Here is a 23,918-nt window from a genome sequence, read left to right as displayed (position 1 = left end):
TTTTGATATCGGCACTCGAGTGAACAAAACTCATAGGCAGTGCGTTGGGCCGTATCGTCAGGTTGAAATTCTCCAGTGTTATCAGGGTGAAGTCAACAAACGTCAAGAATCTTGAAATCAAGTATCTTGAAATAAAGATAAAAAATGCTACTTCTTGTTCGTGCAGCAGACGTGTCTGCAGCGAGTGAACAAGAATGGAATTCCAGATGAAAAAGGTACTGAGACCTGAGCCGATCTCGGCCGAGCCAAATGTCGAAGAAAACGAATGGCCTTTTGGACGCTTGGGGATCAAAAGTCCCGAGCAACCTCTCGTGCTGCTATTGATCGTCGGAAGCTTTCTTGCAGTTTCGACAATCATTGCAAAGGCGGCACCAGAGTTTGGTTGGCATCCTTTGGCACTACTGCAATGGTCGATTCTTGGTGGAGCCATTGGTCTTTTCACGTTGACCAGAGTGTTTGCAACCGACAGGCCAGGTCCTGAGCACGCAGGAAATGGTGCTGCATTCTCTCAGTTGGCGCCATATCTCCTTGTAAGCGGGATATTGTTCATCATTCCGAACATGATCGCGGTGGTGGCGGCACCCAAGGTAGGCGCTGGCTTTGTATCCCTGAGTTTTGCCTTTCCTCTCGTACTGACTTACGCATTCGCCGTAGTTCTGCGGATTGAAAAATTCCAGAAGCTCAGGGGGACCGGTGTTCTGTTTGGTTTGGCTGGTGGTATTCTTCTGGCAGTGTCTGGCAAAAATCTGAGTGTCGAAGCGTCCTTTTGGTCTTTATTTGCGTTGACTATTCCGATCTTTCTGGCAACCGGTAACATTTACAGAACGCTGAAGTGGCCTGCCGGGGCCAAACCGGTCGACCTTGCGCTCGGCATGATGGCGGTCGGTTTTGTTGCGCTGGCGGTTTTCAACCTCTTTTTCGGCGTTCCATTTACACTTGGAAGCTGGAGTGAGAATGCAGGTGTGCTACTGGCAGCCCAGGCCGCCATCTTTTCGCTTCAATACGGGCTTTATTTCCGGCTACAGCAGACCGCAGGACCTGTCTATCTCAGCCAGATCGGATCTGTTGCAGCCGTTGTAGGACTCGGTCTTGGATTTCTCGTCTTTGGAGAAATTCCGAACGCCGAAAAGCTGGCTGCTGTAGTCGCCGTTGGAGTTGGGATTGTGCTTGTCACAATTGGTCGAAACAGACACTGAAAAGCCACAACTGTTGCGTTGTGGCCGCAATTGTCAAAGCAGGATAGAAGCGCCATCTAGGTTGACAGGTGCTTCTATCCTCAGATACCAGCAGCCCCCTTCCACCAGCCAAGAGCCGCGGTAAATGCTTTTTGATATCAACAAAACGAACTACAAGTTCCGGGAAGAATTCAACGAATTCCCCGACATCGAAAAGCATACATTCGAGTTCACGAAATGCATCTGTGGCAGCAGTGAATCCATCGTGATCTCAACTGTTTCCAGGCATCGAAATTTCCTGCCGATCGTGGCTTGCTCCAGATGCGGTACGTTGCGCGCGAACCCCTATTTCACACGCGAAACAGCGGCTTATTACTATGGCCAGGTTTATGGAGACGTAAAGCGCAGCGACAAGAGGCCCGAGCAGCTTTTCAATGATCAGAACGACAGAACCATTGTACCCTTTTTTGCAGACCTGATGCCGGAATTCGAAACTGTCCTCGATTTTGGTGGCGGGGCAGGCGGCCGCACTGTCGGTTTCCTTGAAAAGGGCAAGGTGGTTTCACTGCATGAGGTAGAGGGAAAGTATAGCCAATTTGCCTATGACAATGGCATTCTTCCGTATGACAAGGCGAACCAATACGATCTCGTAGTTGTCTCACACGTGATTGAACATATGATCGACCCGGTTGTTGAGATGAAGGAAATCATTCAGGACTGCTGTAGGCCCGGTGGTCTGCTATACGTTGCGACGCCCATCATCGACCGGCAGCGCGCGCGCCAATGGTTGCAGCACTTCCACATAGCGCACAAATACTATTTCACGCACGATTCCTTTATAGGTTTGATGGCGGGTCTCGGCTGTGAACTCGTCAAACACAACAGCAGTGATGGCTACCTGTTCAAAGTCGGTAGTAAGATCGACCAGGATCTCATCGAGAAACACTTCAGCGACAGTTCCAAGAACGTACAGGAAGCCATCGAAAAGGAACTACGGCCGACAAAATCCAAGATCATGCAGTTGCTGCGGTTCTGGCGGCCTCAACCCCACAACCAGGCGGCACCTCGAACACCTGAACTGTCTCCGTGAACCGCTTTGCGGATTGGAGTGTCGAAAGTGTCGGAAAAGATGTAGGGCGCGACCGCCGGCGGCAGATCCTCATAGAGTTCGCTGATATTGGACATGCCACCTCCGAGAACAAATACATCCGGATCCAGTAAATTGGCGGACATGGCAAGGCTCCGCGCCAGGCGACTGACATAGTCGGCATAGACAACGCACGCGGTCTCGTCACCCTGGCGCTTCAAATCCATGATTTCGTGACCCTTGAGGCCTTTCCCGGATTTTTCCTTGTAATCGAGTTGAAAACCGGTTCCCGAACACCAGCGGTCTATAACGCCCTTATGCCCGATCCAGCTATCCGGCCCCGGGAACTCGTCTGGTTTCAGCCAGGGAACCGTGATGCCACCCCATTCACCGCCAATACCGTTTGCGCCGCGATGGGCTGTTCGGTCAATGGCGATACCAGAGCCACAGCCTGTTCCGATGATAATGGCGTGCACAACATGTGCTCCTGCGCCGGCGCCATCGGTTGCCTCGGAAACAGCGAGGCAATTGGCGTCGTTCTGAATGCGGACTTTTCGTCCGAGATGGCGCTCAAGATCCTTGTCCAGCGGCATGCCGTTCATCCAGGTAGAGTTGGCGTTCTTTACCAGACCCGTCTTTGGAGAGAGTGAACCAGGTATGCCAAGACCAAGAGTGCCCGTCTGGCCGGTTTCACCCTCGGCTGCATCAACCAAAAATTTTACAGCGTCAAGGCACCCCTGATAGTCATCGCGAGGTGTGTCGACACGCTTGCGGAATATCTCGTCGCCTTCATTGGAAAGGGCGATGATTTCGATTTTTGTGCCACCCCAGTCGATCCCAAGCCGCATGTCAATCCGTCCGTTTCGGTAGTTCGAAAGCGGCCATTTAGCCAACTTTCATTTCATTTTTCTATTTGCCGTTGCTCTTATGCTTGAACACCGGCTTAGCTGTTTCCGATATGCATTGGTGGAATGCGTCACCAAAAAACCGGAATTGATGCGTGCACTGACATCGCTGGAAGTTCCATTTGTCAATTCCAGTCATTTGAGTGGCTTGTTGGTTGCAAATGTCTCATGACGCGGTTCATGCTCTTCGTCTGAAAGGGACTGCATTTTTGTCTCGTTGCATCGGTTTGATGGATGGATTGCCGGTCCAGCGTGGAGATTGCGAATGCAAAATCTTGAAGTTGGATCCTAAATGACAGGGATCAGGTTGTGTTTTCAAGGCTTTGGTTCAATAAAAGCTCGGTTTTGTGCCGGTTTTGTAGTGGATGACACGCGCGGGATTGAATGTCTGGCTTTGGAAACAAGATAAGGCAACTTTTGAGTAGCCAGGCGATCCGCCAAAAGGTCCGACCAAAAAAACGCATCGGGACGAGTGGGTTTCAAGGTGCGACGGGACCGCGATGGGCTGAACCTGCCAGTAGTCTTTTTGAAAAAGAAAAATCTGCTCAGGATCGCAAACAGGGATCAAAGCAAAAACATCGACCTTTTGTTACGCCTTACTATGTCTGGGGGACGTTGGCCCTTTTAACCGCCGGATTCGCGGTCGGCGCGCTGTTTTTGAGTTCCAGCGATCGCCAGCTCATTGAACTGAATGAACATGCGCTAGCGTTCGGCGATCCGCTCCAGCCGTTTGACCCAGACATGAGGTCTGTTTTGCTCAACAGATCTCCAGAACTAGCCGCGGAATTGAAAAGAAGTTTTCTCGGCAAGCCGGATGCCCTCTGTGCGGAATTGAAGGCGCTGGGCCTAGAAAATCCAGGCTGGAAAAAAGCTCCGTTTCAGCGGGGGCGATGGCAATGCGCATCCGACCTCGTTCCCTTGACCACACCCAGCGTGGATTTCGGATCAACGACACTATTTTTCCTTTTGCGAGGCCCCTCTGAGGAGCAGATCGACTATCTGCGCCTCAAACTCGTAGTCGAAGATCCAAAACAGAAGCAAATAGGTCTGAATGCGGTCTGGTTGGTGATTGATGCTCTGTCCAGTCGCTACGGATGGACCGTGCCCCGCGCTTTCAGGCAAGCGATAGCAGACTTCGGCCAGATAGAGACGACACATCGCGGAGTTCAGCTTTCTGTCGCGCCGGAAGACCCGAACCTCACAGGCGATCCCATGGCCGATCAGCGTCTGAACATAATTATGAATTTCGGTGAGCCGGATCTGATCCGGCCCGCCGATCGCTTTGAGCAGGCTCCGCCATTGGAAAGCGGCTGGAGCGTCAGGGGCCCGGACGATCCGGAAGCGGAATGAATTCTTCCGCATCGCCCGGCACTGTGTCGAAACGCCCAAGCCGCCAATCTTCTTTTGCCTGTTCAATTCTTTCCTTGGACGACGAGACGAAGTTCCACCAGATGTAGCGGCGTCCATCCATGGGCTCTCCACCAAGAACGACAAATCGGGCAGGGACATTCGAATTGTTTTCAACTACGAGATGGTCACCAGCTTTGAAAACAAGAAGCTGTGCCGGGTCGAAGGTTTGACCGGTGATCGAAATCTGCCCGGCGACAGTATAAATTCCGCGTTCTTCCCATCCGGCATCGAGCGGAATTTTGGCACCCGGTTCCAACGAAATGTCGGCGTAGAACATGTCTGATGCGGTCTTTACGGGTGCCTTGTGACCATAGAGCTCTCCTGCAATCAGCTTTACAGAAGCTCCCTTATCCGCGAACTCCGGCTGTTCGGTGCTGCCAAAGTGCTGAAAGTCGGGATCGCTTTCTTCTGAATTCTTTGGCAAGGCCACCCAGCTTTGCAATCCAAACAAAGGACGCTTTTGCTGAAGTCGTTCCGGACGCTCACGTTCTGAATGCACGATACCCTTGCCGGCGCTCATCCAATTCAATGCGCCCGGAGAAATGGCGATCTCCGTCCCCAGGCTGTCGCGATGATACATTTCGCCTTCGAATAGGTAAGTCACTGTCGCCAAACCGATATGCGGATGAGGACGAACATCAATACCGCCACCCACAAGAAGTTCTGCCGGCCCCATCTGATCGAAGAAGATAAAGGGGCCGACCATACGGCGTTTGGCTGAAGGCAGGGCACGTCGAACAGAGAAGCCGCCTAGGTCCGATGTCCGGGGAACGATGATGGTGTCAATCGGATCGCAGCTTGCGCTATCACCGGGAATGGGGTCAGGGCAGTTCAACCAGCTCATATTCCTCTCCTCAGGTCTGGAAAATTTGTCTGAGGCTTAGATAGGGTTGCGACGGCAAAAGTGTCCATTGAACAGTCTGTTTCGCAGTTTCAATCTCCGGCGCAATGTGTATAACCACTGGCTCTCCAGAGCTCAGCAGGTGCACGCATGAAACGCGTCATGATTGTCGGTGGACCCGGTTCGGGCAAAAGTACTCTTGCCCGGCTGTTGGGTGAAAAGACCGGACTTCCTGTCTTCCACATGGATCACATTCATTGGAAACCAGGATGGATAGAGCGCTCACGAGAGGAGAAAGATGTTCTGTCTCATCAGGTGCATGCGGCTGATACATGGATCTTCGAAGGCGGTCATTCCAGAACGTATTCGGAACGGGTGGCGCGCGCAGATACATTCATCTGGCTGGATGTGCCCGTCGGCTTAAGACTGTTCAGGGTACTGAAGCGCTCTGTCATCTATTTTGGCCGCAGCCGACCGGACCTGCCCGAAGGCTGCCCCGAACAGTTCAACGCCCAAACCGCAGAGTTCTTGCAGTACATTTGGCGCACTCGAAAAACTGCGCGCGCCAAACTGGAAGCTGTCTACAATCGACCGCCTACTAATCTGAAAGTCATCAGATTGACTTCGTTGCCAGAAACCAACGCGTTCTTGGAGAAAATTGAAACAACCGAGTGAGCTTGCTGTTTGCTGGCCCAATCTGCATATCGGCGCTAAGCAAAGGTCTGTTCAATCCAGCTCTTCGACGCTATTGAGAAAAGTCCCAGTCACTTAGGCAATTTCCATGAAGCTCGATCCATTTTATCTCATTGTCGACAGTTCCAGTTGGATCGCCCGTTTGGTTCCATTGGGCGTGAAACTTGTTCAGCTCAGGATCAAGTGCGAAGACCAGGACCTACTGCGGTCTGAAATTGCTCGCTCCAAGGCGGTATGCGCCGAACATGGATGTCAATTGATCGTCAACGACCATTGGCGACTTGCGATCGAAGAGGGCTGTGACTTCGTACATCTCGGGCAGGAGGATCTGGCGGCTGCTGATCTCATTGCCATTCGCAATGCCGGATTGCGTCTCGGGGTGTCCACTCATGACGGCGCAGAGCTCGACACTGCGCTTGCGGTTAAGCCCGATTACATCGCCCTGGGTCCCGTTTTTCCAACTGCCACGAAAGAGTTGAAATGGGCACCTCAGGGCTTAGAGAAAATTGCCGGCTGGAAGCGCCAGATCGGTGGTCTACCATTGGTAGCTATTGGTGGCATTTCGCTTGAGCGTTTGCCCGGTGTCTTTGAAAAGGGTGCCGATAGTGCAGCGGTGATCACCGATATTACGAGAAGCCCGGATCCGGAAACCCGTGCACGCGATTGGATTGCTGGAACAGCAAGCTGGCGGACCTAAGGTTTGCCGCGCAACCCGCCTCGTGGCTATCCGAAAATATTTTTATCGCGGGCGACCTGATCGCGCAAAAAACTCTGGACGGCTGCGATATGGCGCAATGGCCGTGAACTCTCGTGAGTGACCATCCAGTATGCTCGGCGGAGCTTCAGTTCTGGTAAAACCGGTACCAAACCAGGGTCTGCACGTGCGATAAAGTCGTGCAGTATACCAATGCCCGCTCCTGCCTTAACCGCTTCGGTTTGCCCGAGCGCTGAAGCGATTTCAAAACGAGATGTCCAGTCGCCGGAGAATTCAGAGCCGTAGTTAAGCGACGGTGTGTAGAGCAGGTCTTCCACATATCCGATTAAATCGTGAGCGATCAAATCGGCAGGCGAGCAGGGGAGTTTGTTGATCTTTGCGTAAGCCTGCGACGCATAAAGGCCCAATGCGTAGTCGACCAGTTTGCTCGCGACGAGACGGCCGGTTTCCGGTCTGTCAATCGTAACGGCGATATCAGCTTCTCTTCTTGAAAGTGAAAATGAACGTGGCACGGGAACCAGTTGAATGGTCAGACCGGGATGCTTTTCTGTGAGTTTGCCAAGGCGAGGAGCAAGAAAGGCAACGCCGAACCCGTCCGGCGCCCCGATGCGGACTGTGCCGTTGATCTCAGGAGTGTTGTTTTCAATGTCGGCCTGCGCTGACAAAGCTTCAGCTTCCATCCGTTCAGCTTTTTCAAAGAAGCGGCTGCCGGCATCGGTCAGTGCACAGCCGGATGTCGAACGGTCGAACATGCGGACACCGAGACTTTCTTCAAGAGCGGACAGTCGGCGTGCCACTGTTGCGTGGTTCAATCCAAGCCGGCGTGCGGCAGCGAGAATTTGACCTGTACGGGCAACGCTGAGGAATATGCGAATGTCGTCCCAATTCATGTGTCACTAGGTCCTTGCCGGTTCTGTGGTCTGGCAGCGAAGTGATGCAAACAAAACTTTGCAACGTGCCGACTTTCCTCTCGGTGCCGATGAACGCTTGGGTATTGAAGGCGGCACGAGCTTCGTGATGACAATCAATGTTCGATGGGCCTATCCTCTCCAACGTGTGGTCGAGAAAATACGGCTGAACGGCGTAACTATAATTTTCGCACAACAGATACGCTAAACTGGATCTTGTTTGTTGCAAAAATAAAAGTCAAAAGAAACCTAAGCGCCGGTTCCTTGGAATGCCACCGGCACCATTCAGGCCAATTTGGGAGAAACGCAAATGGAAAAGATCGGTCATTTTATCGGCGGCAAGCGGGTCGAAGGAACCTCGGGCCGATACGCGGATGTCTACAATCCCGCGACCGGTGAAGTTCAGGCCCAGGTGGCGCTCGCAAGCCAAGACGAAATGGACGCGGCGATAGCCAATGCTGCCGCAGCTCAACCGGCATGGGCGGCGACCAATCCGCAGCGCCGCGCTCGCGTCATGATGAAATTTGTCGATCTGCTCAATCGTGACATGGACAAGCTCGCAGAAGCATTGTCGCGTGAACATGGCAAGACCTTACCCGATGCAAAGGGTGATGTCATTCGCGGACTCGAAGTTGCGGAATTCTGCATTGGTGCACCCCACCTCTTGAAAGGCGAATTTACCGAAGGCGCAGGGCCGGGCATCGACATGTATTCCATGCGTCAGCCGCTGGGTGTTGTTGCCGGTATCACTCCTTTCAACTTTCCCGCCATGATCCCAATGTGGAAATTCTGTCCTGCGCTCGCATGCGGCAATGCTTTCATATTGAAGCCTTCCGAACGAGACCCATCCGTTCCGATCATGCTGGCCGAACTGATGATTGAAGCAGGATTGCCTGAGGGCGTTTTGAATGTTGTCAATGGCGATAAGTCTGCCGTTGACGCAATCCTGGATGATGAGACGATCCAGGCCGTCGGCTTTGTGGGGTCCACGCCTATCGCTCAATACGTTTATTCACGCGCAACCGCAGCAGGCAAACGTGCCCAGTGCTTCGGCGGAGCGAAAAACCACATGATCATAATGCCGGACGCCGATCTCGACCAGGCTGCTGACGCACTTGTCGGTGCTGGCTACGGTGCGGCAGGAGAGCGCTGCATGGCGGTCTCGGTTGCTGTACCAGTCGGGGAAAGCACTGCCAACGCCTTGATCGAAAAACTGGCGCCAAAGGTTGAAGCGCTCAAGATTGGACCGTACACCGCCGGTGACGACGTTGATTTTGGTCCGCTTGTCACCAAGGAAGCTCTGACGCGTGTCAAGGGTCTGGTGGATCAGGGTGTCAAGGAAGGTGCAAACCTCGTCGTTGATGGACGCGGCTTCTCCATGCAGGGCTATGAAGACGGTTTCTTCATGGGCGGCTGCCTGTTCGACAATGTCACCAGGGACATGGATATCTACAAGACCGAAATCTTCGGACCGGTCCTTTCAGTTGTGCGTGCTGAATCTTATGAAGAAGCGCTCGACCTGCCGCTCAGCCATGAATACGGCAACGGCACCGCGATCTTCACTCGTGATGGTGATACCGCGCGCGATTTTGCATCACGCATCAATATCGGCATGGTTGGCATCAACGTGCCGATCCCGGTGCCGCTTGCCTACCACACGTTTGGCGGTTGGAAGAAATCCGGGTTTGGCGATCTGAACCAGCATGGTCCGGACGGGTTCAAGTTTTACACCCGCACGAAAACGGTCACCTCTCGCTGGCCGTCAGGTCTGAAGGATGGTGCGGAGTTTGTTATTCCCACCATGAAATAGGCGTATCCATATCAGACAGAACCAGACCACCCCCGAGTTTCGGGGGTGGTTTTTCTTTGCCACGAACAGGCGTCAGGCAGCTTCAGACAGGGTGTCGACCGTACGGTCGAGGCGAAAGTGAGCCATAGATACCAGTCCGTCCATTTCCGCCATGATGGCGGCAAAACCGGGCTCTTTGACAATCTGTTCTGCAGCCGCTTTGGCGGCTTCCAGGTCGCGCCACATGACGACATCCGCAAAGAGGTTTTGTTCATCATGAGCTTCGTAGGCAGACCACGAAATGAAACCGTCATACTGTTTCACGACGTCTTGTGCCACGCGTCTGGCTGCTCGTGCCTTTTCGGGATCTTTGATTTTGAAAACAACGAGTTCGAGGCAAGGTTCTGACATTTCAGGTCTCCGTCGTATGATAGGGAGGTTCAACACGCCTCTACATGACACAGGCCTCCTGACACCCTGGCGTCAGGATGTTTCAGGATTGGAAAAAAACCATGTCCGCAGTTGGAGAAAGAGCATGTGGTATTCCGTCAAAAGTACCTTTACCTATGAGGTCAAAACCGGCGGGCAGATGTTGTCCTGAGCCAGAATTGCACTAGTCCTAAGATCGGTCGGTCAAATGATGGCCAATGAATAAGGCATTGGATGGGGAGGCTGTAATAAACTCGGAGATCAAACCCGGTATCGGACAATCGACAACTCAGGAAAACAACCTCCTGCGGAGAGCGGGGCTTTTGCTGGTGCTGTCCGATGCGCTCTGGATTGTGCAGGCCGGTCTGATCGCGAGTGCGCTCGCTTCAGCATTGTCTTCTCTCAGCGTTGCAAACGGGCGGGAGGTTCAGCTTGCCTTCAGTTATCTCACGCTCATGGTCTTGATGGTTGGGTTGGTTGCGATTGTTCGCGTCTTGCTTCAGGTCACAGCACAAAAAAGGTCTCGCTTCGCCGCACGCCAAATCAAGAGCCGGACACGGAACGAATTGCTAAACGTTGCGGTTTCACGCTCTCCGGCATTGCCGTTTCCCACTTCAGGGGCCTTTGCGGTTCATATTGGCGAACAGGTTGATCTGCTCGGACCTTATTACCAAAACTATGTTCCACAGGTGATGCGGTTGAAAATCGTGCCTGTGGCAATCGTTCTTGTGACGCTATGGTTCAGTTGGTTGGCCGCATTGATCCTGATTGTCAGCGGCCCGATGATTCCGATTTTCATGGCACTGATAGGCTCTCGCGCAAAGGCGGCAAGTGCCGACAGGCAAGAAGAACTAACCCGGTTGAGTGGTACTTTGCTCGATCGTATCAAAGGCATGGAAACGCTCAGACTTTTCGGTGCCGTTGATCGAACGCGGGAAGATATTCGCCGGGCAGGTGATGCGTTCCGACTTGGCACGATGTGCGTCCTGAAAATCGCTTTTCTGTCGTCGACTGTTCTGGAGCTGTTTTCGGCGCTCGGGATTGCGTTTTGTGCGGTCTATGTGGGCTTTTCTTTGCTGGGCGAGTTTCAAGTAGGCACATGGGGGGCTCCGTTGAGCTATGCTCAGGGCCTTTTTGTGTTGTTGTTGGCGCCGGAGTTTTTTGCGCCGCTCAGAGCATTTGCCGTCGCGTATCATGACCGGGCCGCAGGCTTGGCGGCGCAGCAAAAGCTGGCTGGCCTTATCGATGAAACTGGCGAAAATGTTGCGTGTTCTACGGCAAGATCATTGAAAAAGCGGCGGCCCGACCAGTTCTTTTTTTCGCCGCCAACTGTTCGCTTTGTAGAGGTTTCGGTGATCCACTCCGACCACCCGATATTCGTGGATCTGAACCTAGAAATTCTCGCAGGCGAGACACTTTTTCTCACAGGTGACAGCGGAAGCGGGAAAACGACCCTGCTTGATTGCGTTCTGGGTTTTCATCAACCCGCCAAGGGAGAAATTCGGATTGGGGACCATCGCCTTGCAGACGCCGTAGTTCCGTTGCGCGAAAGTGTGATGTGGCTAAGCCAGTCACCCCGTCTGTTCCACGGTTCCTTGAAGGCCAATCTGATCAAAGGCATCCGGAACAGAGAGGGGGTCAGTGACGAAGAAATCCATGCTGCCTTGCGTCTGGCCGGAGCAGGAGAGTTGGTCAAGCGACTGCCGCATGGTTTGGCGACCCAACTCGGAGAGGATGGGTTCGGCCTGTCTGTTGGTGAAATTCGGCGCGTTGCGCTTGCAAGGGCGGCAATGCGCAAGGATGCAGTATTGCTCTTGGCCGACGAGCCGACGGCTGGACTTGACCCGCAAACCGCGGCCGATGTCATCAACGGACTGGCAACACTTTCAAAAGAACGCACCAGCTTGATCGCGACGCATGATCCAACGGTGCTTCGTTTGCCGGGCAGGAAGGTTGATGTTGCAAAGTTGTGTTGTCGAGCTGAGTTGGCCGCAACATGAAAACGGTCTGGCAGATAATCCTTGAGCAATACAGATACAGCCGGTTTCATTTTGCTGTCGGAATTCTGGTCGCTCTGTTGCCGGCTCTTGCGGGAGCTTTGCTGCTCGGGGTCTCAGGTTGGTTCATCACTGCAGCAGCAATCGCAGGAACAACCGGAGCGTTCCTCAACATCTTTGTTCCAAGTGCCATCATTCGCGCGCTTGCGATCATCAGAACTGCGGGCAGATATGGCGAGCGCGTTCTGACACACGATGCGACATTCCGGTTTTTGACCGGTTTGCGAGATCGTGTCTTTTCAGCAATCGCTCATAGCAACGAACGCGGTCAACGTTCAGGTTTGGTGCTCAACAGGCTTACTCTGGATATCGCCGCTCTGGATACGGTTTATTTGCGTCTTGTCGTTCCATTGCTGGTTGCCGCCATTTTGGCACTGTTGTTGGCCCTCATCTGGTGGACGCTTTCGTTTCAGCTCTTTCTGGTCGGTTCTGTCTTTCTGTCGAGTTGGGCAGTGCTCGCTTGGATTTCTTTTGCTAAGGCTGATCGCAAAAATGCGCGCCGGGAGGATGCTGCCTCTGATGCCATTGGACTGCGTGCTGCAGACTTGATTGCAGGGCGGCGGGATCTTGCAATTTATGGTGGTTTGAACGAGGCAGCGCGCGGAGTATCCATCGCTGACGATCGTCAAGCCAAGGCGCATGAAGCTCTTGAAGAGCGTTCAACTTGGCTTACAGCGGCTTCAACCTTGATTGGACAGCTGTTCCTGGCGGCCGTGTTGATGGCCGCCGTGCTAGGCGCAGCATCAGGTGGATTCGGAATTGCGACAGCCGTTGGACTGGTTCTCGTCGTCATGGCGCTTCCGGAGATCTTCTCGATGATGCTCCCGGGCCTTGCCGGTCTGCCGCGAATTGCCTTGGCTGCCAGGAGAACCGTCAATCGGGTATGGGCAGGAAATGCGGTTCAGTCGGTTGACCAAGTGCAGGAAATCGACGCGGCGCTGGAGGTTGGTACTGACGCAATTGCCTTCGAAAAGGTCTCCTTTCGGTATCCGGGTGCTACGGGCAACGTCATTGATGACGTTTCCTTCCAAATACGCCCGGGAGAGGTAGTCGCGCTCTCTGGCCGAAGCGGATGCGGCAAGAGCACCGTCGCTGCTCTTGCTTCACGATTGGTGACACCGGACCGCGGGCGAATATGCCTGGCAGGCCGCTCGCTCGATAGTCTTCCTGAAGAAACGCTGCGCCAGTCCGTCACAGTTCTGTCCCAGCGAGCCTATCTTTTCAATGACACGGTTGCAGCAAACTTGCGTATCGCAGCGCCTCTTGCCAGCGACGGGGAACTTTGGGCTGCGCTTGAGAAGGCCGCACTGGGTGAACGTATGTCCCGAAATGCCGAGGGTCTTCAGGCAATTCTGGGCGAAGGAGGTGTTGGCCTTTCCGGCGGCGAGCAACGAAGGCTCGCACTGGCACGGGCGTTTCTGACCCGCCCTGATTTGTTCATTCTCGACGAGATGACCGAGGGACTGGACGAAGGAACATCCAAGGAAGTGCTGGATCGCTTCAATTCTCACCGCGGCTCAGCAGCCGTTCTGATTGTTGCACATAAAAAATGCGAACTTGATTTGGCGGATCGCATTGTCAACCTGCGTGCACTTCAGGCCGCATCGGGCGAAGAGGTGAGATAATTCTTTCCAAAAATCAAAGGATTATCTTCCGCTTTTCTGCTATTTCAGGTTGTTGTTTACGATCTGTCGCATTGACCTTGCAAGATGGCCGGGGCACGATTGCTTCATGTGAAGACTCATTTGACAAGTCGGTTCTTTGACGGGATTGGCAGGCGCGATTTCATTCGTCTTCGACAGGGAAGCCTTGCCGCACCGGCTTGTGACGTGAGTTTTCATCCTAAGCTTCGTGCTCGGGCCGCTAAGGCCCGATAAGGGGGAATACGATGGAACTAAGCGTCGTTGACCTGTCCCGGCTTCAGTTTGCCATGACAGCGCTCTACCACTTCTTGTTCGTTCCTTTGACGATTGGCCTATCCATCCTGCTCGCAACTATGGAAACGGTCTATGTCATGACCGGGCGCGAGATCTGGAAACGCATGGTCAAGTTCTGGGGAACGCTCTTCGGAATCAATTTTGTGCTTGGTGTTGCAACCGGCCTGACAATGGAATTCCAGTTTGGAATGAACTGGGCCTATTTCAGTCAGTATGTTGGAGATGTTTTCGGCGCACCGCTCGCAATTGAAGGGCTGATGGCTTTCTTCATGGAGGCGACATTCGTCGGCCTGTTCTTCTTTGGCTGGGACAGGCTCTCCAAGCGCCAACACCTTGCCGCCACGTGGGCAGTCGCTTTTGGGACGAACTTTTCGGCGCTTTGGATCTTGATCGCCAACGGCTGGATGCAACATCCGGTCGGTGCGATCTTCAATCCAGATACCATGCGCATGGAGGTCAGCAGTTTCTTCGACGTGCTGTTCAACCCCGTTGCACAAGCCAAGTTCGTTCACACGGTTTCGGCCGGCTATGTGACCGCTGCCATGTTCATGATCGGCATTTCATGCTGGTACATGCTCAAAGGACGGCACCTGCAGATCGCCAAACGCTCATTGGCCATTGCCTCTGCCTTCGGCTTTGCCTCCGCATTGTCTGTCGTCGTCCTGGGTGACGAGAGCGGCTATGAGGCCAATCTGAACCAGCAGATGAAACTCGCCACCATTGAGGCCATGTGGGAAACAGAGCCGGCTCCCGCAGCATTCAATGTGATTGCCTGGCCTGACATGGAAAAGCGGGAGAATATTTTCGCGATCGAAGTGCCTTATGTGATGGGTCTGATTGCGACGCGTTCGCTCGACACTGTCATTCCAGGTATCAACGATCTGGTGGATCGGTCCAAGGACCGGATACGGCAAGGAGCGATCGCCTGGGATGCGCTCCAGAAGATCCGGGAAAACCCGGCTGAGGCGAGCGAAGAACTGCGCGAAACCTTCAGTCAAAACGCAAACTCCCTTGGTTATGCCTATTTGCTCCTTCCTTTCACGGACAATCCGATGGAGGCAACAACGGAGCAGGTTGACGCTGCTGCCTGGTCGACGGTGCCGAACGTGCTGCCGATGTTCTATGCCTTCCGGATAATGGTTGCTTGCGGCTTTTTCTTCATCTTGCTGACGACCGTGTTCTTCTACTATTCGTCCTCCGGAAAACTGGATACGCTGCGTGAGAAACGCCGCTGGCTGCTTCATGTTGCCGTATGGTCGATCCCGCTACCCTGGATCGCGTGCGAAATGGGCTGGTTTGTAGCCGAATATGGCCGCCAACCCTGGATCATCGAAAGTATGCTGCCGACGTCCGCAGCTGTTTCCAATCTCTCTGTAACCGAGGTCCTTCTCACTTTGGCGGGGTTTGTCCTCCTCTACACGACACTTCTGGTGATCGAGGTCAGCCTGATGATCAAATACATCAAGATTGGACCGGAAGACGGGGAGGAAGCTGTGGCCCCGCCGCCATCCATGCAGCCGGTTCCATCTTCAGCCACCGTCCCTGCGGAGTAAGACACGATGATCCTCTACGAATTGATCGATTACTCAGTGTTGAAAATGATCTGGTGGCTGCTTCTCGGTATTCTGCTGATCGGCTTTGCCGTCACTGATGGCTTTGACATGGGTGTCGGAGCGCTGCTGCCGTTTGTAGCTGAAACTGACATTGAACGGCGTGTTGTGATCAACACCATCGGCCCGACCTGGGAAGGTAATCAGGTCTGGTTCATTCTGGGAGGTGGCGCGATCTTTGCGGCCTGGCCGCCACTCTATGCGATCAGCTTCTCAGGTTTTTACCTGGCGATGTTCATCGTGCTTGCAGCCATGATCCTCAGGCCTGTCGCTTTCAAATACCGGTCGAAAAGGCCGGATCCATCCTGGCGCACTGCCTGGGATTGGGCACTATTCACCGGCTCCTTTGTGCCCGCACTGGTCTTCGGCGTTGCAGTCGGCAACGTGTTGCTCGGTGTTCCCTTCAGTCTCGATTCCGACCTGCGGATGACTTATGAAGGGTCGTTCTTTGGCCTGTTTTCACCATTCTCGCTTCTTTGTGGTTTGTTGTCTGTCGCAATGCTTGTGATGCACGGTTCGGTTTGGCTTGTCATGCGTGCCTCGGGCGATATCGCGGCACGGGCTCGGCGGTTCGGCACGCTTGCATCTGCTCTGGGCATCGTTCTGTTCGCGATCGGTGGTTATCTGGTTGCCAGCGGCTATGTCGAAGGCTTCAGGATTACCTCGGAAGTTGACCCGAATATGCAGGCCAACCCACTGGCCAAACAGGCTGTCACCGAAAGTGGCGCATGGATGATCAATTATGCGGCTCACCCCATCCTCTGGCTTGCACCAGGACTCGGGTTTGTTGGAATGCTGGGCACAATGTTGCTCCTGCAGACCCGGCTCGAAATGACGATCTTTTTGTTTTCCAAGTCCGCGGTCTTCGGGATCATTTCCACCGTTGGCGTGTCCATGTTCCCCTTCATTCTGCCGTCTTCGGTTCAGCCCGAAGCCAGCCTGACGGTCTGGGACGCATCGTCAACGCATCGAACGCTGTTCAATATGTTGGTCGTGACCTTGATCTTCCTGCCGATAATTCTCGTTTACACGGCCTGGGTCTACAAGGTCCTGTGGGGCAAGGTGGATGAGGAAACCATCGAGCGCGACAATCACACGGCATACTGAGGAGATGAACTGATGTGGTATTTTGCCTGGATCCTTGGGATGCCGTTAGCGTGTTGCCTGGCAATCCTGAACGCCATGTGGTTGGAACTGCGCAGTGAAGACGAGCGTCGGCGGCTGGAAGACACAAGACGATAGACAAAGAAAAGCCCCGGATCTCTCAATCCGGGGCTTTCCACAAGCAGACAATAGCCAGTTCCGATCTATGCGGCTTTGACTTTGTCAGTGCGCAATGATTCAAGAATGTTTTGCGGGGAAGACAGGCCGTAGGGGTCGCTTTCACAATTATCGGAGAAACCTTCTTCTTCAAACCATTGTTCGACAACACCATCATTGACAACAGCGCCATAACGCCAGGAACGCATTCCAAAGCCGAGATTGTCTTTGGCGACAAGCATGCCCATCTTGCGCGTGAACTCTCCCGATCCATCAGGAATGACTTTGACGCTGTTCACGCCCTGCGCCTTGGCCCAGGCATTCATAACGAACGCGTCGTTCACTGAAACACAGTAGATTTCGTCGACACCTTCGGCTTGGAAGTCGGCGTAGAGTTTCTCGAAATCCGGGAGCTGAAATGTAGAGCAGGTTGGCGTGAACGCACCCGGCAGAGAAAACAGGACAACCCTTTTGCCCTTGAAATAGTCATCGCTGGTTTTGTCTTCCCAACGGAAGGGGTTCGGACCATCGATTGAAACGTCGCGGACACGGGTGCGAAAAGTAACGTAGGGAACTTTTTTGCCGAGCATTGAAGGACTCCTGAATGAATTCAAAAAACCGGAAGACGCCGGATTTCCGCAGGGAGGAAGCCACTTCACTCCAGGAGGAGGAAGGAGAAAGCGACAACGCGGTCCTGCCAGCGTCTAGCAAAGGCGGGTATCGCAATTGCTGCGTTGCGGCAAGGCATGAAGGTGCATTAGCAGCGGTCAAAGCTGTGGAAACAGGGTATGATGAACTCCGGTAAGAATATGAATTATTGGCTGAAAAGTTTTCTGACTGCATGAGTTCATATCCCCTGGATGCCCACGCATGGTCTCGAGTGATAAAGCAATTTGTGCGGTGCAAAGGTCTTGCTGTTAATTGTCGAACACAAAATCAGCCGGGCAATTGACGAACTGCGACGTCGGTTTCTGACGAAACTGCATGAGCCTGAACCGGGCGTGGTTTATGGAGCTACCGGTTTAAGGAAAATAGGAATTGGCAGCGTGCTCTAACTTTATGGCAAGGGGGCCGATTTTCGTCTGGGGGGTATCGTGGCTGCGAAGTCAAATGCTTCTATACATGACCAATTCAGCCGACTAATCTGCACCCGGTCTGGGCGCCGCTTCAGATGCGACAATTGGGTACGCTGTTGGACGGAAGTTGTTGGAACGGACTTTTGATGCAAGGGATCTTCAATACCGTCCGATGGATTTGCATGGTGCTCACAGCGGTTGTTTTTCTGGGACAATTGCTGATCGTTCTAATGCGCTATCTCCTGGGTTTCGGCTTTTTGGAGATACAAGATGCTGTCAACTATGCCTTTGCCTCTCTGGTGGCCCTGTCTGTGATCGTCGCGTTTGACGGGGGAAATCACGTGCGTGTCGATGTCTTTCGTCAAAAATGGAACGACACAATCAATCGACGCATAGACTGGTTGGGAGATCTTCTTCTTGCGCTTCCGGTTTTCGGCATCATGCTTTGGGCGGCATTTCCACTCGTGAAGAGCTCGTGGGTCATCCTGGAAGGCTCTCCGGAGACAGGTGGACTCCCGGGACTGTTCCTGGTCAAGACCTGTTTGCTGATCTTGCCGGCCCTGGTGATCCTCCATTGCCTTCAACGGCTGATCGGTGTTGTCCGGCAGGCCTTCAAATGAGCATGGATGTTGTCTGGTTGCTGGTAATGGCCATGGCCGTCTTCGGCTGCATTCTCTCCGGTGTCCCGGTACTTCTGGCAATCGCCGGAGCACCCACCCTTGTTGCATTGCTCGCGGCAAGTTTTGGCCACTTCGATCTCGTCTTTTTTCAAGCTGCGCCGCAGCGTGTCTTCGGGGTCATGTCCAATCCTCTGCTGCTGGCCGTGCCGCTTTTCGTGTTTATGGGCCTCTTGTTGGAGAAATCGCGGCAGGCCGAGAAGATGCTCAAAAGCCTGACAGACGCTTTGGGCGGCAATCAGGGATCGCTTGCCCTTGCTGTCATTTTGGTGAGCGCCTTGATCGCGGCGTCAACGGGCATCATCGGCGCTACCATCGTCATGCTGGGAACGATAACGCTCCCGGCGCTTCTTTCGTCAGGCATCAACAAGCACATGAGCGCCGGGCTGATCTGCGCCAGCGGCACGTTGGGCCAGATCATTCCACCCTCAATCGTCCTCATTTTGCTGGGTGACCAGATATCCAACGCCTATTTCGAGGCACAACAGGAAGCCGGAAATTTTGCCCCGGATCCGGTCACGGTCGGGGATCTGTTCGCCGGTGCGTTGTTGCCCGGACTACTGCTTGTCCTGCTTTATGCCGCCTATGTGCTTTTTCGCCTGCGCGGTGCTCCTGCGGCGGACCGGTTGGATGCAGACGAGAACAAGGTCTCGGTTCTTGAGCTGATTGGGAGCATTGCTCCGACCCTCGGATTGATCGTCGCTGTTCTGGGCAGCATTCTCCTCGGTGTTGCAACACCGACTGAGGCAGCATCGGTCGGGGTGGCAGGTGCTGTCCTGATTGCCGCTTCGGGCCGGGGAGGTTCTGGCGCACGTCTGGCGATTGCGTGCGCGATACTGGCTGTATTGCTCTTGGTTCTGCGCAGGGCAGGGGTCTTCGGGCTTGAATTTGCCGGCGGCAAGATCGTTTGGTCGGGCATGACAATCGTTTCCGTCTCCTTGATGCTGACGGCTTTCTGTTTGTTGTTGGCGGCTGCAAATTCGCTGCTGAAAAAAGACGTTCTGATACCTGCGCTGCGCGAAACGGTATCGATTACGGGGATGATCTTCGGCATTGTGATCGCTGCCAGCATTTTGTCGCTTGTCTTTCGCGGTTTTGACGGAGATGAGCATGTCGCCGAAGTTTTGCAGGCGCTGCCTGGCGGCGCTTATGGAATGCTCGTTTTGACGCTTCTGGTCATCTTTCTGCTGGGATTTATCCTGGAATTTGTCGAAATCATCTTCATTGTGGTGCCAATCGTCGGGCCGATCATCCTGCAATCGGACATAAGTCCAGTCTGGTTTGCAGTGCTGATTGCGCTCAACTTGCAAACATCCTTCTTGACGCCGCCCTTTGGTTTTGCGCTCTTTTACTTTCGATCTGTGGCCCCGGCGGAAATCCGAACGTCCGACATTTACGTTGCGGTCATCCCGTTTGTCGCAATTCAATTGCTGGCGCTTGCCGTGGTCATTGCGTTTCCGGTGCTTGCCACCTGGTTGCCCGCTGTTTTGTTTTGAGGAGAAGTTGAAATGAAAAGACGCGATTTCCTGAAAGTCGGCGCAGTTGCTGCGCCCGCAACCATGCTGGCCGCCCCGGCAATTGCGCAGGGCAAGGTCGAGTGGAAACTCCCGACCTCCTTTCCTGCAAAGGCCCCCGGTGTTGGTACCAATGTGACGTCTTTCGCTGAACGCGTCGCTGCAATGTCAGATGGTCAGCTCACCTTGAAGGTTTTTTCCGGCGGCGAATTGGTGCCGCCGTTCGGTGTTGAGGACGCGGTGGAGCAGGGGACCGCTGAAATCGGCCATTCAACGCCTTATTATGCGGCCTCCAAAAACTCCGCCTTGCACTTCTTCTCCGCGGTGCCTTTCGGTATGACCGCAGTGGAAACCACTGCATGGCTGCGTTACGGCGGCGGTCAGGATCTTTGGGACAGCATCTACTCTGAGCGTGGTCTGAAACCGTTCTATTCCGGCAGTTCCGGCGTACAGGCCGCAGGCTGGTTCAAGAACCCGGTGGAAAGCCTCGACGATCTCGCAGGTCTCAACATGCGCATCGCCGGTCTCGGCGGTGAAGCCATGCGCAAGCTTGGTGTCAATGCGGTGCTCTTGCCGCCTCCGGAAATCTTTCCGTCTTTCCAGTCGGGAGCCATTGATGCGGCAGAATGGGTCGGGCCCATGCTCGATCAGGCCTTTGGTCTGCAGAAAGTTGCGAAGTATTGTTACGTTCCGGCTTTCCACGAACCCTCTGCTGCATTGGAAATCGTGGTCAACAAAGATGCCTATGACGGTCTGCCGGCACATCTGCAGGCAGTAATTGCCAACGCGGCAGAGGCTGTCTCGGTCGAAACCACGGCTCAGTTTGACTATTTCAACGCTGTCGCCATGAAGAAACTGAAGGACGAAGGTGTGACCTTTGCCGCATTCCCAGACGATGTGATGGCAGCGCTTAAACCGGCTGTTTCGGAAGTCATGGCTGAAAATGCCGCGGCCAACCCGAAATTTGCCGAAGTGCAAAAAAGCTATGATGCGTTCCTTGCGCTCGCGAAGGACTACGCAATCGAAGTCAAGGCTGCGACCTTTACTCAAAGAGTTTGATTAACTCGTTCCTGAAGGCAGCGATCCCGCGATATTGACGCGTGGGATCGCTTACCCAGGATACAGAATTCAGTTTGTTTTTGAATTCACTACAGCTCGACAGAAGGGTCAATCAGGCCCTCGCGCAGGGCATAGGCAATCAGCTGCGCGACAGAATGTACATCAAGTTTCTTCATGAGATTGGTGCGATGGCGGTCGACTGTTTTAGCGCTGATGCCAAGTGTTTCAGCAATTTCCTTGTTGGACCGGCCGGAGACAATCAGATTGAGAGTCTGTCTTTCGCGATCAGACAGTATCGGCACATCCGAAGCATCTTCGAGCATGGTTTCAAAACGCGCTGCAATGTGGCGATGCCCGCGCAAGATATTCGGCAGTCTGCGGATCAACTCATCATGGTCTTCGCTTTTTGAGAAAAGACCATCAACTCCACTGGCGACCAATTCGCCAATCTTGCCGATGGACGAAACGCCGGTCAACACGACGACCTTTGTCTCCGGCGACCATCTTCTTGCCTCCACCAGAACCTCCAACCCGCCTGCATGGGGCATCTGGACGTCCAGAATGAGCAACGTAGGACGGTGCTGGCGTAGGGCAGCAATTGCCTGCAGTCCGTCGCTGGCTTCAGCCACGACTTCTATGCCGTCCGGTTCGACTGTACCCGGGGTTTCCAAAGCGCTCCGCAATCCGGCGCGGACAATTGCATGATCATCAGCAATTACGACATGAAAGCGGGACTGCGACAATGTATGCTCGACCAAAAAGGTGAAGGGGACGGCGTGAGAGCAGTCATAGCATATTTCCTTGTCTGCTTGAGTGTTGTTTTCGCAACCGTTGCAGCGTCAGCTGCACCGCAAACACTACAACTCAAACACAACCGGCCTGTCGAAAATGTCGGTGAATCCATGGGCTTTGCGGAAGACAGGAAGCAGGCGCTTGCTGAGCTTGCAGCCCAATTTAAAGATAGCGGTTTGTCGGACAGCTTCGAAGGAGTTGCAGCGAAGGTCGTTCCTTATCAGGGGATCTGGGGACTGCTTGCCATAAAGGGCCCTGAACCTGTCCCTGCTCAGACCCATTCCGGATGGTTCCTGGCGTCCGATATCTACGGCCTGATTGCACTCGACGTATTCCTCATCAGGTCGGATGGTACAGTCGAACAACTTCTCAATCACGACATACGCCGCGCGTTCAATCCTGACGACTACAGCATGTCTCGCCTTCGCAGCGCATCGATTGTGCTCGGTTCTGGCGAAGAAGCGATTGTCGCCACGCGAATGGTTCACGGCGCAATTGAAGAAGTCGATTTCGCCTTGGAGCCGCCAGCCGTACATCAGGAAAATGCATTCGCGAGTGGACTGAAACTAGCCGGCTTTTATGCCTTTCTCGGCTCTTGCCTGATATTCTTTTTCGCCTTCAGCATCGCGATGAAAAGCATCGTGGAGTTTTCCTATGCGCTGCTCTTGATGCTGGGGCTCGGATTTGTCTCCTATCTGGATAATTTTCCTTTCCGTTGGCTCTATCCCGATCTGCCTGACATTCATTTGTCGGTCGGGCTTGTACTTCTGCTTCTGGTGATCGCGCAGGGCTATTTTTGCGCAGGGCTGTCTCTGCAGCGGTATGCAAGCCGGCAGCGTTTTCATATGCAGTTGTTCTGGGCTGGTGCGGGAGCACTGGGTGCGATTGTTCTTGTCTTCTTCCTGCCTGCCGAATTCATGGCCCCGTTCAGCTACGTTCTCCTTGCCGGCATGCTGCTTGCTCAGGTCTATGCCGTTTTTCAGTGGGATGCATTCAACGGTGCGCGCAAGCGGGTGGTTCGCTGGGTCACGGCCATTACAATAACGGGTTTCACCCTGGTGATTGTTCTGGCGATTTTCCGCATGGGTATCGAGGAAATCTCCATTCCCTGGTTCATCAAGGGTGTTTACGCGACACTGGCATTTGGCGTCATGGCGGGTCTTTCCACCGGGCTCGTCGAATTGCGGCGCGAACATGCAAGAGCGCTGAACAGGGAAATTGAAGCGGTGCGCAAGGAGGCGGATGTCGCCAGGGAACTTCTGAGAGCCGAGCAGAATTATTCGCGTGTTCGCGAGTTGGCTGAGAAGCGTCAGCTCCAATTGGCGACAATGTCACACGATATCAAGCAACCCTTGAGCGCGCTTCGTATGACCGTGGAGGCAATGACGCGCGACGAGACAGGTGCAACGCGCGCGCGCTTGCACGAGGCTTTCGACTATATCCAGAACCTTGCCTTGGAGCATCTTGAAGATGCTCGCCCGGATATGGCGGATGAGAGCACGGATAACGACCTCGATCGGGATCAGTCCGATCCGCAACCATACGGAATTTCGTTAATCCTCGAGACCGTTGGTCAGATGTTTCGGGATGAGGCCACTTCAAAGGACCTCAACCTCGTAATCGTCGAATCCAGCGTCCAGATTTCAGTTCAACCATTGGCGTTGATGCGCATTGCCTCGAACCTGGTGTCGAACGCAATCAAGTATACCGAAAAGGGCAAGGTGCTTGCCGGTGTCAGACGTCGGGGTGATAACGTCCTGCTGCAGGTCATCGACACGGGCCCCGGCATGAGCGAGGCCGAACTGACACAATTCAGAAAGGCCTGGAAATCGGGAAAGGACAGCGAAGGCCATGGCCTGGGTCTTGCCATATGCATGGACCTGGCCTCGCAAAATGGACTTGTGCTTGATGTTTCATCCGAACCGGGGCGTGGAACACTCTTTTCACTGAGAATTCCAACAGCGTTCTCAGGCTGACAGTGGAA

21 protein-coding genes are annotated in these 23,918 nt (G+C 53.9%); 15 read left to right on the top strand and 6 right to left on the bottom strand.

All coding sequences use genetic code 11. The features are described from left to right. Window positions 1-206 precede the first annotated feature (206 nt). Window positions 207-1,196, top strand: a complete 990-nt coding sequence (locus Q0835_RS00400; RefSeq protein WP_298957744.1) for a DMT family transporter — start codon at window positions 207-209, stop codon at window positions 1,194-1,196. Between the two features lie 124 nt (window positions 1,197-1,320). Further along, a complete protein-coding gene (locus Q0835_RS00395; RefSeq protein WP_298957742.1) occupies window positions 1,321-2,265 on the top strand; it encodes a methyltransferase domain-containing protein in 945 nt (314 codons plus the stop codon). Here the strand turns inward: Q0835_RS00395 and Q0835_RS00390 are convergent. Continuing rightward, window positions 2,217-3,110, bottom strand: a complete 894-nt coding sequence (locus Q0835_RS00390; protein ID WP_298958579.1) for an ROK family protein — start codon at window positions 3,108-3,110, stop codon at window positions 2,217-2,219. The genes Q0835_RS00395 and Q0835_RS00390 overlap by 49 nt on opposite strands. A gap of 714 nt (window positions 3,111-3,824) precedes the next feature. Here Q0835_RS00390 and Q0835_RS00385 point away from each other — a divergent pair. Beyond that, complete coding sequence (locus Q0835_RS00385; protein WP_298957740.1) at window positions 3,825-4,517, top strand: DUF6030 family protein; 693 nt, start codon at window positions 3,825-3,827, stop codon at window positions 4,515-4,517. Here Q0835_RS00385 and Q0835_RS00380 read toward each other — a convergent pair. Next, on the bottom strand, window positions 4,486-5,421 hold the full coding sequence (locus Q0835_RS00380; protein ID WP_298814236.1) for a pirin family protein: 936 nt from the start codon (window positions 5,419-5,421) through the stop codon (window positions 4,486-4,488). The genes Q0835_RS00385 and Q0835_RS00380 overlap by 32 nt on opposite strands. A gap of 147 nt (window positions 5,422-5,568) precedes the next feature. On the opposite strand from Q0835_RS00380, the gene Q0835_RS00375 reads away from it, so the two are divergent. Together Q0835_RS00375 and Q0835_RS00370 are read left to right on the top strand one after the other, a co-directional pair. Continuing rightward, entirely contained in the window at window positions 5,569-6,093 is a 525-nt protein-coding gene (locus tag Q0835_RS00375) for an AAA family ATPase (protein ID WP_298957738.1), read from the top strand. A gap of 106 nt (window positions 6,094-6,199) precedes the next feature. Next, a complete protein-coding gene (locus tag Q0835_RS00370) occupies window positions 6,200-6,808 on the top strand; it encodes a thiamine phosphate synthase (RefSeq protein WP_298957736.1) in 609 nt (202 codons plus the stop codon). Between the two features lie 26 nt (window positions 6,809-6,834). Here Q0835_RS00370 and Q0835_RS00365 read toward each other — a convergent pair whose 3' ends face one another. Continuing rightward, complete coding sequence (locus Q0835_RS00365; protein WP_298957734.1) at window positions 6,835-7,716, bottom strand: LysR family transcriptional regulator; 882 nt, start codon at window positions 7,714-7,716, stop codon at window positions 6,835-6,837. 328 nt (window positions 7,717-8,044) lie between these two features. On the opposite strand from Q0835_RS00365, the gene Q0835_RS00360 reads away from it, so the two are divergent. Then, window positions 8,045-9,544 (top strand): CoA-acylating methylmalonate-semialdehyde dehydrogenase, encoded by a 1,500-nt coding sequence (locus Q0835_RS00360; protein ID WP_298957732.1) that lies wholly within the window; start codon window positions 8,045-8,047, stop codon window positions 9,542-9,544. 72 nt (window positions 9,545-9,616) lie between these two features. Here the strand turns inward: Q0835_RS00360 and Q0835_RS00355 are convergent, their stop codons facing one another. Beyond that, window positions 9,617-9,934 carry a hypothetical protein gene (locus tag Q0835_RS00355; RefSeq protein ID WP_298957730.1) on the bottom strand — a complete coding sequence of 106 codons (318 nt, stop codon included), beginning with the start codon at window positions 9,932-9,934 and terminating at the stop codon, window positions 9,617-9,619. 236 nt (window positions 9,935-10,170) lie between these two features. Here Q0835_RS00355 and cydD point away from each other — a divergent pair, with 236 nt between their 5' ends. The 5 genes from cydD to cydX all read left to right on the top strand — a co-directional run bounded on the left by cydD (window position 10,171) and on the right by cydX (window position 16,798). Further along, window positions 10,171-11,952, top strand: a complete 1,782-nt coding sequence (gene cydD / locus Q0835_RS00350; RefSeq protein ID WP_298957728.1) for a thiol reductant ABC exporter subunit CydD — start codon at window positions 10,171-10,173, stop codon at window positions 11,950-11,952. Then, window positions 11,949-13,634, top strand: a complete 1,686-nt coding sequence (cydC, locus tag Q0835_RS00345; RefSeq protein WP_298957726.1) for a thiol reductant ABC exporter subunit CydC — start codon at window positions 11,949-11,951, stop codon at window positions 13,632-13,634. Before cydD ends, cydC begins: the two co-directional genes overlap by 4 nt. Window positions 13,635-13,897: 263 nt before the next feature. Beyond that, window positions 13,898-15,499 (top strand): cytochrome ubiquinol oxidase subunit I, encoded by a 1,602-nt coding sequence (locus Q0835_RS00340; RefSeq protein WP_298814220.1) that lies wholly within the window; start codon window positions 13,898-13,900, stop codon window positions 15,497-15,499. Between the two features lie 6 nt (window positions 15,500-15,505). Then, complete coding sequence (cydB, locus tag Q0835_RS00335) at window positions 15,506-16,663, top strand: cytochrome d ubiquinol oxidase subunit II (RefSeq protein ID WP_298814218.1); 1,158 nt, start codon at window positions 15,506-15,508, stop codon at window positions 16,661-16,663. Between the two features lie 12 nt (window positions 16,664-16,675). Beyond that, a complete protein-coding gene (gene cydX, locus Q0835_RS00330) occupies window positions 16,676-16,798 on the top strand; it encodes a cytochrome bd-I oxidase subunit CydX (RefSeq protein ID WP_298957725.1) in 123 nt (40 codons plus the stop codon). A gap of 65 nt (window positions 16,799-16,863) precedes the next feature. On the opposite strand, the gene Q0835_RS00325 is transcribed toward cydX, so the two are convergent. Next, window positions 16,864-17,406 carry a peroxiredoxin gene (locus Q0835_RS00325; protein WP_298957723.1) on the bottom strand — a complete coding sequence of 181 codons (543 nt, stop codon included), beginning with the start codon at window positions 17,404-17,406 and terminating at the stop codon, window positions 16,864-16,866. A gap of 668 nt (window positions 17,407-18,074) precedes the next feature. Here Q0835_RS00325 and Q0835_RS00320 point away from each other — a divergent pair. From Q0835_RS00320 to dctP, 3 genes are read left to right on the top strand one after another with little or no spacing between them, the layout of a single operon-like run. Beyond that, window positions 18,075-18,512 carry a TRAP transporter small permease subunit gene (locus tag Q0835_RS00320; protein ID WP_298957721.1) on the top strand — a complete coding sequence of 146 codons (438 nt, stop codon included), beginning with the start codon at window positions 18,075-18,077 and terminating at the stop codon, window positions 18,510-18,512. Beyond that, entirely contained in the window at window positions 18,509-20,065 is a 1,557-nt protein-coding gene (locus tag Q0835_RS00315) for a TRAP transporter large permease subunit (RefSeq protein WP_298957719.1), read from the top strand. The genes Q0835_RS00320 and Q0835_RS00315 overlap by 4 nt, the downstream gene beginning before the upstream one ends. A 12-nt stretch (window positions 20,066-20,077) precedes the next feature. Then, entirely contained in the window at window positions 20,078-21,142 is a 1,065-nt protein-coding gene (gene dctP / locus Q0835_RS00310; RefSeq protein ID WP_298814208.1) for a TRAP transporter substrate-binding protein DctP, read from the top strand. 89 nt (window positions 21,143-21,231) lie between these two features. Here dctP and Q0835_RS00305 read toward each other — a convergent pair whose 3' ends face one another. Next, window positions 21,232-21,885, bottom strand: coding sequence for a response regulator transcription factor (locus Q0835_RS00305; protein ID WP_298957718.1), 654 nt, complete (start codon window positions 21,883-21,885; stop codon window positions 21,232-21,234). Between the two features lie 3 nt (window positions 21,886-21,888). Between Q0835_RS00305 and Q0835_RS00300 the strand changes: the two genes are divergently transcribed. Continuing rightward, a complete protein-coding gene (locus Q0835_RS00300; protein ID WP_298957716.1) occupies window positions 21,889-23,910 on the top strand; it encodes a sensor histidine kinase in 2,022 nt (673 codons plus the stop codon). Window positions 23,911-23,918: the final 8 nt, after the last annotated feature.

The organism is uncultured Roseibium sp., from assembly GCF_947499295.1.
Lineage (GTDB): Bacteria > Pseudomonadota > Alphaproteobacteria > Rhizobiales > Stappiaceae > Roseibium.
The sequence above is the reverse complement of the archived record's forward strand: the minus strand, read 5'-3'. Positions and strand labels throughout refer to the sequence as shown.

Coding starts and splice junctions, on each gene's coding strand:
- Q0835_RS00365 (WP_298957734.1), bottom strand. CDS start 7,716: ATGAATTGGGACGACATTCGCATATTCCTCAGCGTTGCCCGTACAGGT.
- cydX (WP_298957725.1), top strand. CDS start 16,676: ATGTGGTATTTTGCCTGGATCCTTGGGATGCCGTTAGCGTGTTGCCTG.
- cydD (WP_298957728.1), top strand. CDS start 10,171: ATGAATAAGGCATTGGATGGGGAGGCTGTAATAAACTCGGAGATCAAA.
- Q0835_RS00395 (WP_298957742.1), top strand. CDS start 1,321: ATGCTTTTTGATATCAACAAAACGAACTACAAGTTCCGGGAAGAATTC.
- Q0835_RS00300 (WP_298957716.1), top strand. CDS start 21,889: ATGCTCGACCAAAAAGGTGAAGGGGACGGCGTGAGAGCAGTCATAGCA.
- Q0835_RS00325 (WP_298957723.1), bottom strand. CDS start 17,406: ATGCTCGGCAAAAAAGTTCCCTACGTTACTTTTCGCACCCGTGTCCGC.
- Q0835_RS00355 (WP_298957730.1), bottom strand. CDS start 9,934: ATGTCAGAACCTTGCCTCGAACTCGTTGTTTTCAAAATCAAAGATCCC.
- Q0835_RS00360 (WP_298957732.1), top strand. CDS start 8,045: ATGGAAAAGATCGGTCATTTTATCGGCGGCAAGCGGGTCGAAGGAACC.
- cydC (WP_298957726.1), top strand. CDS start 11,949: ATGAAAACGGTCTGGCAGATAATCCTTGAGCAATACAGATACAGCCGG.
- Q0835_RS00390 (WP_298958579.1), bottom strand. CDS start 3,110: ATGCGGCTTGGGATCGACTGGGGTGGCACAAAAATCGAAATCATCGCC.
- Q0835_RS00320 (WP_298957721.1), top strand. CDS start 18,075: ATGGTGCTCACAGCGGTTGTTTTTCTGGGACAATTGCTGATCGTTCTA.
- dctP (WP_298814208.1), top strand. CDS start 20,078: ATGAAAAGACGCGATTTCCTGAAAGTCGGCGCAGTTGCTGCGCCCGCA.
- Q0835_RS00400 (WP_298957744.1), top strand. CDS start 207: ATGAAAAAGGTACTGAGACCTGAGCCGATCTCGGCCGAGCCAAATGTC.
- Q0835_RS00375 (WP_298957738.1), top strand. CDS start 5,569: ATGAAACGCGTCATGATTGTCGGTGGACCCGGTTCGGGCAAAAGTACT.
- Q0835_RS00315 (WP_298957719.1), top strand. CDS start 18,509: ATGAGCATGGATGTTGTCTGGTTGCTGGTAATGGCCATGGCCGTCTTC.
- Q0835_RS00370 (WP_298957736.1), top strand. CDS start 6,200: ATGAAGCTCGATCCATTTTATCTCATTGTCGACAGTTCCAGTTGGATC.
- Q0835_RS00380 (WP_298814236.1), bottom strand. CDS start 5,421: ATGAGCTGGTTGAACTGCCCTGACCCCATTCCCGGTGATAGCGCAAGC.
- Q0835_RS00340 (WP_298814220.1), top strand. CDS start 13,898: ATGGAACTAAGCGTCGTTGACCTGTCCCGGCTTCAGTTTGCCATGACA.
- cydB (WP_298814218.1), top strand. CDS start 15,506: ATGATCCTCTACGAATTGATCGATTACTCAGTGTTGAAAATGATCTGG.